11 protein-coding genes are annotated in these 10884 nt (G+C 31.4%); 4 read left to right on the forward strand and 7 right to left on the reverse strand.

All coding sequences use genetic code 11. The features are described 5' to 3' along the window. Window positions 1–67: 67 nt before the first annotated feature. From Q0K54_RS05215 to bilR, 3 genes are all read left to right on the forward strand, one after another. The gene (locus tag Q0K54_RS05215) at window positions 68–940 is read left to right on the forward strand and encodes an AraC family transcriptional regulator (protein ID WP_294578790.1); all 873 of its coding nucleotides are present in this window, start codon (window positions 68–70) and stop codon (window positions 938–940) included. 276 nt (window positions 941–1216) lie between these two features. Continuing rightward, entirely contained in the window at window positions 1217–3166 is a 1950-nt protein-coding gene (locus tag Q0K54_RS05220; RefSeq protein ID WP_294578801.1) for an FAD-dependent oxidoreductase, read from the forward strand. A 16-nt stretch (window positions 3167–3182) separates the two neighbouring features. Then, window positions 3183–5108, forward strand: a complete 1926-nt coding sequence (gene bilR / locus Q0K54_RS05225; RefSeq protein ID WP_294578791.1) for a bilirubin reductase, long form — start codon at window positions 3183–3185, stop codon at window positions 5106–5108. A 67-nt stretch (window positions 5109–5175) separates the two neighbouring features. On the opposite strand, the gene Q0K54_RS05230 is transcribed toward bilR, so the two are convergent. The 5 genes from Q0K54_RS05230 to Q0K54_RS05250 form a co-directional block, all read right to left on the reverse strand. Further along, complete coding sequence (locus Q0K54_RS05230) at window positions 5176–5757, reverse strand: hypothetical protein (RefSeq protein WP_294578792.1); 582 nt, start codon at window positions 5755–5757, stop codon at window positions 5176–5178. A gap of 84 nt (window positions 5758–5841) precedes the next feature. Further along, window positions 5842–6210, reverse strand: a complete 369-nt coding sequence (locus Q0K54_RS05235; protein ID WP_294578793.1) for a hypothetical protein — start codon at window positions 6208–6210, stop codon at window positions 5842–5844. Between the two features lie 340 nt (window positions 6211–6550). Beyond that, the gene (locus Q0K54_RS05240; protein WP_294578794.1) at window positions 6551–6877 is read right to left on the reverse strand and encodes a branched-chain amino acid transporter permease; all 327 of its coding nucleotides are present in this window, start codon (window positions 6875–6877) and stop codon (window positions 6551–6553) included. 1 nt (window position 6878) lies between these two features. Next, entirely contained in the window at window positions 6879–7577 is a 699-nt protein-coding gene (locus tag Q0K54_RS05245) for an AzlC family ABC transporter permease (RefSeq protein WP_294578795.1), read from the reverse strand. A gap of 207 nt (window positions 7578–7784) precedes the next feature. Next, a complete protein-coding gene (locus tag Q0K54_RS05250; RefSeq protein WP_294578796.1) occupies window positions 7785–8552 on the reverse strand; it encodes an HAD-IIB family hydrolase in 768 nt (255 codons plus the stop codon). A 152-nt stretch (window positions 8553–8704) separates the two neighbouring features. On the opposite strand from Q0K54_RS05250, the gene Q0K54_RS05255 reads away from it, so the two are divergent. Continuing rightward, the gene (locus Q0K54_RS05255) at window positions 8705–9031 is read left to right on the forward strand and encodes a helix-turn-helix domain-containing protein (protein WP_294578797.1); all 327 of its coding nucleotides are present in this window, start codon (window positions 8705–8707) and stop codon (window positions 9029–9031) included. A 20-nt stretch (window positions 9032–9051) separates the two neighbouring features. Here Q0K54_RS05255 and Q0K54_RS05260 read toward each other — a convergent pair whose 3' ends face one another. Together Q0K54_RS05260 and Q0K54_RS05265 are read right to left on the reverse strand one after the other, a co-directional pair. Beyond that, window positions 9052–9582, reverse strand: a complete 531-nt coding sequence (locus Q0K54_RS05260; RefSeq protein ID WP_294578798.1) for a methylated-DNA--[protein]-cysteine S-methyltransferase — start codon at window positions 9580–9582, stop codon at window positions 9052–9054. An 18-nt stretch (window positions 9583–9600) separates the two neighbouring features. Continuing rightward, entirely contained in the window at window positions 9601–10638 is a 1038-nt protein-coding gene (locus Q0K54_RS05265) for a DNA recombination protein RmuC (protein WP_294578799.1), read from the reverse strand. Window positions 10639–10884: the final 246 nt, after the last annotated feature.

Here is a 10884-nt window from a genome sequence, read left to right on the forward strand (position 1 = left end):
CTGTGATATAATAGATATAGTATATAAAATCGCTAAAAGGCGATTAATAGAACGGATGGTGATACCAATGTATATCGAAACTCAACAACGTTATACTACTTTTGAAAGCGATGAGTTAACGAAACTACTAGAACAAGTACAATTTAAGATCAATAACTTTGGTATCTGGCAAAGTGAAAAGGACCAAAAAGCTAATTATATTTCGAATGATATTGAAATTGTTTATTATCTTCATGGTGGATCGACTACTTATATTGGTGATAAAAAATACATTTGCCCACCTAATAGCTTTTTAATTTTAGAACCATTTCAACTAAATACATCTCATAATATTGGCTATGATCATTATGCCTATTATTATTTTCATTTTGATATCGAACCAGTCTATTTAAAAGATCAATTTATAAATTTACTAGTTAAAAATGGTCATTTAATTTATGACTATGAGTTGAAAGATTTTAGAGAGATGTTAGATCGTTTATTAGTTGAAACAAATACTAAAGAAATCGGATATTCTAGCATCATAACCGCAGCATTGATTAGACTGAGCGTTGAAATTATTCGCGCTCAATTAAAAAGAACTGGTGAAACTAATGTCGGGTTTGTCCACTCCCGGCATATTGATCTAGTTAATGAAAGTATTAAATACATTCATCAACATATTTACAAACATATTAAATTAAATGAGATGTGTCAAAACTTAGGGGTATCAACCAGCGTTTTATATAAATCATTTACCCATGTTTTAAATATGTCACCAAGTGCTTATATCCAAAAACAAAAAATTCAATATGCCCAAAATATGCTACTGCTTGGAAAAACTCTTACAACAATCGCTCAAGAATTAGGCTATTCAAGTGCTTATCATCTTTCACGAACTTTTAAACAAAAGACAGGTATGAGTCCTCGTGATTATAAAAAGAAAATGAAATCTTTGTGATAAAATCAACATATACGAAAAAGTATATGTTTTTTGTTTAATTTGGTATGTTTTATATATTTGTAAGTGCTATCATTTGATTGGACAGGAATTAATCATTTATTAGGAAATTATTGATTCTTTCAATAAAAAACAACTGTATTATGATAATTACGGGAAAACAAAAATTATAAAGAAAGGAGATGCTGCTAAATTAAATAAACACTTTAATTTACAATAACATATCCATAAAACCATTATTGTTTATTTAATGATTGCAGTAAAATAATCAGATTGATAAAAAGCAATTATAAAAAATTATTTCAACCCATTACTATTAATAAAATGGTCGTAAAAAACCGTGTCTTTATGACACCAATGTCAACTAACTTTGCAACTGTTGATGGTTATGTAACTGATGAAATGATTCATCATTATGCTAGAAGAGCTAAAGGTGGTGTCGGATTAATTATCACTGAAGTTGTTATGGTCGAGCCGACCTATAAATACATCGCTCATACGGCATCTTTACAAGATGATTCTTATATTGATGGATGGAAAAAATTAGCTGATGAAGTTCATAAATATGGTGGTAAAATCGTTCCTCAATTGCTCCATCCTGCTTACATGGCTTTGCCACTTCCTGGAACCCCACAATTAGTTGGGCCAAGTGAAGTCGGACCATATTATGCCAAAGAACCACCTCGTCCACTGACAATTCCCGAAATTCATGAATTAGTTGAATTATTTGGCGATGCTGCTAAACGAGCTAAACAAGCCGGATTAGATGGTGTCGAAATCCATGCTGCTCATGCTCATGCCTTGATTGGTGGTTTCTTATCACCTTTGTACAATAAAAGAATCGATGAATATGGTGGCGATATTACCCATCGTATCCGTTTATTACTGGAAGTTATTGAAAACGTTCGAAAAAAATGTGGTTCAGACTTTCCAATTATTGTTCGAATTAGTGGTGATGATTACGAAGATGGTGGTCAATCACTACATGAGGGATGCTATATTGCCAGAAAAGTTGAAGAGGCAGGTGCTAATATGATTCATGTATCTGGTGGTACGACGATTCATCGTGGTAGTTCGATCACACCGCCAGGAACACCACAAGCCAGCCATGTTAGAAGCTCGGCTGAAATTAAAAAATGTGTCAAAATTCCAGTAGCCACTGTCGGACGTCTAAATGAACCATGGTTACTAGAAGAAGTATTGCAACGTGATCTTGCTGATATCTGTATGGTCGGACGTTCATTATTATGCGATCCTGATTTTGTCAACAAAATTATGCTTGATCAGGAAGAAGATATCCGCCCATGCATTGGTTGTTTAGGCTGCTTAAGTTCAACAATGTTGAAAGACCATATTGAATGCGCTGTTAATCCAGCAATGACAATTGAAAACGAAGAAACAATCTCAAAAGCCCCTATAACAAAATCAATCCTTGTCGTTGGTGGTGGCCCAGGTGGTATGGAAGCAGCCTATATTTTATCAAAACGTGGTCATCAAGTGACCTTAGCTGAAAAAAGTGCCCATTTAGGTGGCACTATGGTTGTTGCGGGTTATCCAATTGCTAAACAATTCTTTACTTCAGCTACTAAATATTTTATTAAACGGACTTATGATAGTAATGTTGATATACAATTAAATACTTGTGTTGATAAAACATATTTAAAAACTCATCATTTTGACCATGTCTTAGTATGTACTGGTGCTAAACATAAAAAAATGGAATCATTAAGCAAGCATCCACATAGTGGCTTTGCTCAAGATATCTTACTTGGTAAAATGTGGGCCGGTAAAAATGTCGTAATTATTGGTGGTGGTTCCGTTGGATGCGAGGTTGCTGATTTTATCGCACCATTAGTTAATGACCGTCATCCTAACAACAAAAAGATTACGGTAATTGAAATGCAAGATAATATTATTATGGATGATACTTCCCCAGGACGTAGCGTTCTCGTTCAAAGAATGGAACGTAAAGGAGTTAAGATCATCACTAATGCCACAGTAACTGATATAACTGAAACTACTGTTACTTATCAACAAAATAATCAATCAATTACTTTAAATGATATTGATACTGTTCTATTGGCAATTGGCTATGAGAGTGATAATTCTTTGGAAGCTATTTTAAAAGATATGAATATTTCTTATACCACTATTGGTGATGCCAAACAGCCAGGAAAAATTAAGTTTGCAATTTTAGATGCCTATCAAATTTGTAAAGATTTATAAAAAAGGAGAAGATCAAATGAAATTATTAGAACCAATTTATGTTGGTAAAATTACTTTAAAAAATCGTATTATGTTTCCACCTATGACAACTGGTTATGAAGAAAGAGATGGAACGATTGGAAAACAAAGTTTTAACTTCTATAAACGGTTAGCTGAAGGTGGGGTTGCCTATATTGTTTTAGGTGATGTAGCCCCTGTTAATACTGTTTCACCAACCCCAAAATTATTCCATGATGGACAAATTCCTGCCTACAAAGCTTTAGCTGATGCACTGCATGAATTTGATTGTAAATTAGGAATTCAAGTTTTCCATCCAGAATATGATGTCGATGCCTTAGCTGAATTATTTAAAAAAGGGGATATGCAGGCAGCTAGAGCTAAATTACATCATGATATGTTACATTATATTGATGAAGTTACTGAAGAACAATTAAATAGTATTTTAGATAAAATTGGTGCCTGTGTTAAACGTGCTTATCAAGCTGGTGTTGATATCGTTGAAGTTCATGGTGACCGTTTGATTGGTTCGCTATGCTCAACAATTTTAAATCATCGTAGTGATGAATATGGTGGTAGCTTTGAAAACCGTATTAAATTCGCCTTAAATGTTGTTAGAACAATTAAGGAAAATGCTCCTGATATCTGTATCGATTATAAATTACCAATCGTAACTGAAAATCCATTACGGGGAAAAGGTGGCTTAAAAATCGATGAAGCAATAAAATTAGCTAAAATTTTAGAAACTGAAGGGGTTGATATGATCCATGTTGGTCAAGCCAATCACACTGGTAACATGAATGATACTATTCCAGCGATGGGAACACAACCATATTGCTTCATGGCTAAATACGCTAAACAAATTAAAGACGCCGTATCAATTCCAGTTTCAACTGTCGGAAGAATCTTAACACCAGAAAATGGTGAAGCCTTAATTGAAAATGGTGTTTGTGATATTATCGGTTTAGGTCGTTCTTTATTAACTGATCCTGATTATGTTAAAAAATTAGAAAATGGTCAAAGTGATCGTATTCGTTATTGTATGATGTGTAATAAAGGTTGTACCGATGCAATTCAAAACAGACAATTTTTAAGCTGTGTTTTAAATGCTGAAAATGGTTATGAATATGAAAGAATCATTACCCCTGCAACGACAAAGAAAAAAGTCGTTATTGTCGGTGGTGGTCCCGCTGGAATGGAAGCTGCTCGAGTTGCTAAAACTAAAGGGCATGATGTTGTTTTATTTGAACAAGAAACACGCTTAGGTGGTCAGTTAAATATTGCTGCCAATCCGCCTAGAAAAGCTGAAATGAATCGAGCAATCAACTATTTAACTAATGAAATGAAAGTTTTAGGTGTTGATTTAAGATTAGGTCAAAAAGTTTGTGCTAATTGTATTATTAAAGAGAATCCAGATAGTGTTATTATTGCTGCTGGTGCTAGTAATGCTAGTTTACCGATAGAAGGCATTGATTTACCACATGTTTTTGACGCTTGGAAAGTATTAAATCATGAACAATTACCTAGTGGTAAAACAGTAGTTATTGGTGGTGGTTTAGTTGGAGCTGAAACAGCTGAATTACTTGCAAACAGCGGTTGTGAAGTAACGATTGTGGAAATGATGGACGAAATTGCTAAAGAAGAGTCTTCAACTGTTAAGCCTGTGATGTTTGAAGATTTTAAAGAACATAATGTCCAACTATTAACTAAAACTAAAGTAACTGCTATCACTTCTTCAAGTGTTGAAGCCAATGCCGAAACCGGTCCGGTATCTATTGCTTGTGATTATGTGATATTAGCAGTTGGGGCTAAACCTAATAGTTTTGATATCACTCCTTTAACTGACAATGGTATTGATGTTCATTTTGTTGGTGACTGCAATGAAAAAGCAGCCGATATTAATAAAGCCATTGAAGAAGGTTACCTAGCTGCTAATGCTATTTAAAATAATAGCATAATTCATTTATCATATCGCTTTATATCATTAATAAAAATGGAACTAGTTTTAACAACTAAACTAGCTCCATTTTTTCATTAATAATTCTATCGATTGTTATAGTAGTTGGTTTGCCATTGATATATCCTTCTTTTGATTTTAAATCATCAAGCAAGCGTTTTATCATTTCGTTGATTTCCTCTTTTTTTACCAGTCCTACTATTTCCATTATCTTCTTTAATGATATATCTGTCTGTTCCAATAAATTTATCAGTATCTTATATTTCTCTTCGGTTTTACCCTCAATTATTAATCCTTGCGCTAGATTACACATATTTTCAACTCCTTCCTTTAGTTCGGTACTCATTTTAAAATTATATTCCTTCTCCAGTATTTTTATTATCTCCCAGGCACTTGCTCCATTCATCCCAAATAACAACATCAGTGGTCTTAACAACGCATCATTTGCTTCATATTTTTTGCTTATTACATGTTTATTACTAGTATAGATCGTTACGATCTTGATTTTATCATAAGCTTCTTGATTATTTAGTGGTTTTCCTGACGCTACTTTCTCCTGTAATTTATAGCTCCTTATTGTTCCATCTTCTTTTAGCGGTGCTTGTGGTAGCAGCCAGATTGAATATATTTTTTGCATCTTTTGATACTTGTTGGCCCTGATTACAGTTTTAAACTGTTGTGATATCAGTCGGCTGGTATAGGCTATCCCTCTAGTTACGATTTAATATTCATTATAGATACTATTTTGGGCTTCGATATTGATCTGTAATCTGGTATTTGTACCAGGTATATTCAGTTCAAAATGAACATCGAATCTAAGCAGCCCTTCACCTAAAATAATTGATTCATTACTATTCGTTTTAGCTACTCGATTACCTGGAAAGACCGGTTCATGACTTATATGGGCTGGTATAATTGTTTGGATTTCTTCAATAGTGAAATTATTTAATTCATCAACAACATATTTTAAAATATGAGCTAATATTTGAACATCACTAAGCAATACTTTACATGTTTCATCGAGTTTGATGCTTTTTGAATCATTATTAATGATGGCCTGATTAATAATTGTGACAGTATAATTATTCATAGACATCACCAGCTGATAAATCTTGTATATTTTCAAACAGTATCTCTTTGGCATATTTGATCTTAACATATATTTTTTTCATTTTTCTACTCCATTATCAAATAATTTTTATAGTTTAATATGCCAAAGTTATTTTTTAAACAAGTATATTATAGCATAAAAAAGACTGCTTTTTGTCTCAAATTTATCTCATTTTTATTTATATGAATTTTATTATCACAACATATTCTTATTATCTAAATCAGCTTTATCGTCACAAATGATTTAATAGCATCAATTAATAACTTTATTAAAAAATAAAAGAACCGTAATAACGATTCTTTAGCCATCTATTTATCATTTAAAAAATCAATTGCACTAACAACATATAACAGATTGTTCCTCCGGCGATTGATAATAACATCATTCGTTTCCAGCTATGTAATAAAACAACGACTACTATCGCTATCATTTCTGGTAATCCATGACTACCACTTAAAACATTAACATTTCTTAAACAATATACAATCAATAGCCCAAATACCGCTGCTGGTAAAACCTGTCCCAAATATTGAATTACCGGTGGTGTTTTTTTATCACTGGGAAAAAGAATGAAAGGAATGAATCTAGTTAACTGTGTTCCTAAAATTACCATCAATATCGTTATAATTTGTTTAGATAATGTCATTTTATTGCCTCACTTTCATTTTTTTATCTTTTAAAATTAATAATACAACAACAATTAAAATCATTGCTGGTACCATAAAATAATCAGCTTTGAAAACTATTAAAGCTCCTAGAGATATAAATATTCCTAAATAACTACTTGTATGATCACTTTCTTTAAACCACTGTTCCATAAATATTACAACAAACATGGCTGTCATTACGAAGTCCAATCCTTCAGTATTAAAATTTAACAAAGAACCAAAAATTCCACCGATAGTAGCTCCAGAAAACCAATAGAAATGATTAAGCAATGTTACATAAAACATAAACCAGCCACGATCAACCCCTTTGTCAATATCAGCTGTATAATTAATCGAAAAAGTTTCATCACACATTCCAAAAATCAAATATAGTTTTTTCCAACCTAAGCCCTTAAATTTATCTAACATCGAGATTCCATAAAAAATATGTCTTGCATTGATCATAATTGCCATCAACAATGCTTGCAGTGGATTAAAAGCCCCCAAAAGCATATTGACTGTAATAAATTCTATTGATCCAGCAAAAATAGTTAAACTCATTAACATCGGATACCAAAAAGAAAATCCTGAAACATTCATATAAATTCCATAAGTTATTCCTAGAAACCAAAAACCAGCAAAAATAGGAATGGTATATGGAAATGCTGCTTTTATTGCTTTTTTATGTTTTTCAATCATTATGTCACCATCCTTTATATCGATAAAAAAATTCCTGTTTAACACAAGAATTTTTAATTATAATTTGTTATTTTTTAAACCTGCTTTGTACCAGCAATAAAAACTAATCTCTTTCTTTAAATCAAAGTAGTAAAAAATTTAGCTTTTATCCTATTTAATTAATTAGTTTATTATCTACATTACATTACTTTAACTGTCCTAACAACACTATAATATTTTTTCATGAACTAATGCCTGATAAATTCCATCTTTATCAACATCATTTGTAACATATGTTGCCTGCTTTTTTAATTCAGCAACAGCATTACCCATAGCAATGCGATTTGCCACTTCTCTAAACATTGCCTGATCATTATAACCATCACCAAAAGCATAAGCGTTTTCTTTAGCAATACCAAAATATTTTAAAATATAAGCAATGGCGTTGCCTTTATCATAACCAATTGTTGAACAATCACAGTTACCACTTCCCCCATGATCATTAATCACTAACTTATCTTTGAATGTTTCCATTAATCGCATTAATTGCTCAAAATTATGATAAAAAATATCTAGAGTATATACCGGTAATTTAGGATCATAGTCCATAATTCGATCAATACCGTATTCTGATTTCATGGCTGCTACTTCTTTACTGCTCAATTCATAATTCATTGAAACGTGGTCACTTACCAGCAAAGCACCCCAATTATTCGCTTTTAATCTAGCTAAATACCATTGTAATTGCTCATCACTGAAAACTTCACCATGTAATTTTTGATTGTTATAAATAATATATCTTCCATTACAACATATATAACCACTTACTAAATCACCAAATAATTTTTTAGCATAAAACGGTGCCCTTCCAGTGCAAATAAATGTTAAATGACCCTTGTCCTTTAGGGACTGTAAAACTTTTAGATTATTTTCAGGGACATGATGATTAATTGCCAACGTTCCATCAATATCAAAAAAGAAGACTTTTTGCATCATTATTCACCTCATATGTAATATTTTACTATTTATAGATTTTAGTTACAAGTAGGCACTTTTTAGTAAGAAACGATATTAATAACCAGTTTGTAAAATTAATCGATATTCGCTATAATTATTTAAACGATATAATGAAAGTAAGGATGATGAATATGTTAAAAAAAGAAGATATGCCTGAATGCCCGGTGGCTACTACCGTACAATTAATTGGCAGCAAATGGAAATTATTAATTTTAAGAGATTTATTAACGGGAACTAAACGTTATAATGAACTTCGAAAATCATTGCCAGATATTTCTCAAAAAGTATTAACAGCAACATTAAAATCAATGGTTAATGATGGCCTGGTAATTAGAACTGCCTATCCCGAAGTTCCACCACGAGTTGAATATCGTCTTAGTGACCTGGGGAAATCAATGCAACCAGTTATCAAAGCAATGGAAGCTTGGGGAAAAGCTTATAAAGATAGTTTAAAGTAATAAAAAACATTAGTAATATACTAATGCTTTTTAGGTAAACTATATTGACTGATGTCTAATCCCTCTAATTCTAATAATTTAATTTTTTTATCAATCCCACCTGCATAACCAACTAAACTATTGTTACTGCCAATCACTCGATGACAGGGAATAATAATTGAAATTGGATTATGGCCTACTGCATTACCTACTGCTTGTGACGACATTGATTTTAATTGATTAGTCTTAGCAATCTTATGAGCAATTTCACCGTATGTCATTGTTTTACCATAAGGAATCGTTCGAAGAATATTCCAAACCTGACATCTAAAATCACTACCTTCAAATTTCAACAACAAATCATCAGGATCAGGATTTTCTTGATTAAAATATTGATAAAGCCATTTTTTAGCATCACGAAATATTTTTAATTCATCATTTCTAACAGCTTCTTCTTTATAATTACTAAAATAATACTTTTGATTTTCAAACCATAGACCAATTAGATGCGTTCCATCAGAAGCTAAAGTAATTGGACCTAAAGGCGAATGATAACTTGTTTGATAAATCATCTTCTATCTCCTAATTATTTATTCTTTTTGTTCATCACTATAATCATATCCATCATGAATCTTAATAATTCTTTTGCCAATCTTATCAGCCGAAATATGAACATCTTTAAATGCTTTTTGTAATCTAGTAATTGATATATCTACATTATCCAATCTTTCTGTCAAACGCATAACATCATCATACATGGATACGATATCTTTTTCTATACTTTTAATATGTTTATTACGATTAAAATCTTTCGTTAAATTTATTAAGGTAAAGACGACTCCAATCAAAGTAGTTGGGCTAGTAATTAATACATGCTTACTATGAGCATATTCAATCAGTTCACTATAATGACTACAAATATAAGTATAAATTGCTTCACTAGGGATAAACATAACCGCATTTTCAGCCGTTTGCGACGTTAAATATTTTTTAGAAATATCATTAATATGCTTTTTAATATTTTGTTTAAATAATGATTCATATCTTAAACGTTCCATTTCTGATAAATCTTCATCCAATAAATTTTGATAATTCTCTAATGGAAACTTGGAATCAATGATCATCACTTTTTCAATTCCCGGTAAATGTAAAGCAACATCCCCAATTGCCCCATTTTTAAGAGTGTACTGGGTCTCAAAAATATTTTGATTATCACCAGCATAAACGCTTAAAAGATTATCTAACTGATATTCACCCCAGTTTCCTCGGGCTTTTTTATTAATCATGATATTATTAATATCTTTGATGCGATCAGCAATATCATCAACCTGTTGGCTAGAAAGCGATGATTCTTTTAATAGTTTTTGGACATTTTCACTCATATTTTTTAATCGTTCATCAAATCTTTCATCATTACCTAAGCTCTTTTGATTTTGCTGATTCAAAATTCTAATTATTTCATTTTGAGAATTAAGATTATTAGTTATTTGTTTGATCATCTCATCTTTTTGACTTAATAACTGTTGTTGCAGCTGCAGTCGATGTGCAGTTTTATTTAACTGCACAAACATCAATGCTACTAAAGCAATAATAAAAACTAAACAGACAATTATTAATATTTCTATCATTCTATCTTCCTTTCGTCTAATAATTCCATTACAAAAAGTATAATTTATCTTAAAAATGATGTCTATAATATTTAATTATTTTTATCATATAGGGAATTGGATTCGTTCGAAGATAGAAGAAAATCCAACTATAAGGGTATATGTGATAGTTGGATTTTTTATGTAGCTAAAAAAGTGTTAGAAAATTACTATTTTTTCCTAACCATTGTTCCATTACATTCTGGACACTGACAGCTGTATCCATGA

It is taken from the genome of uncultured Thomasclavelia sp., from assembly GCF_944324745.1.
Taxonomy (GTDB): Bacteria; Bacillota_I; Bacilli_A; order Erysipelotrichales; family Coprobacillaceae; genus Thomasclavelia.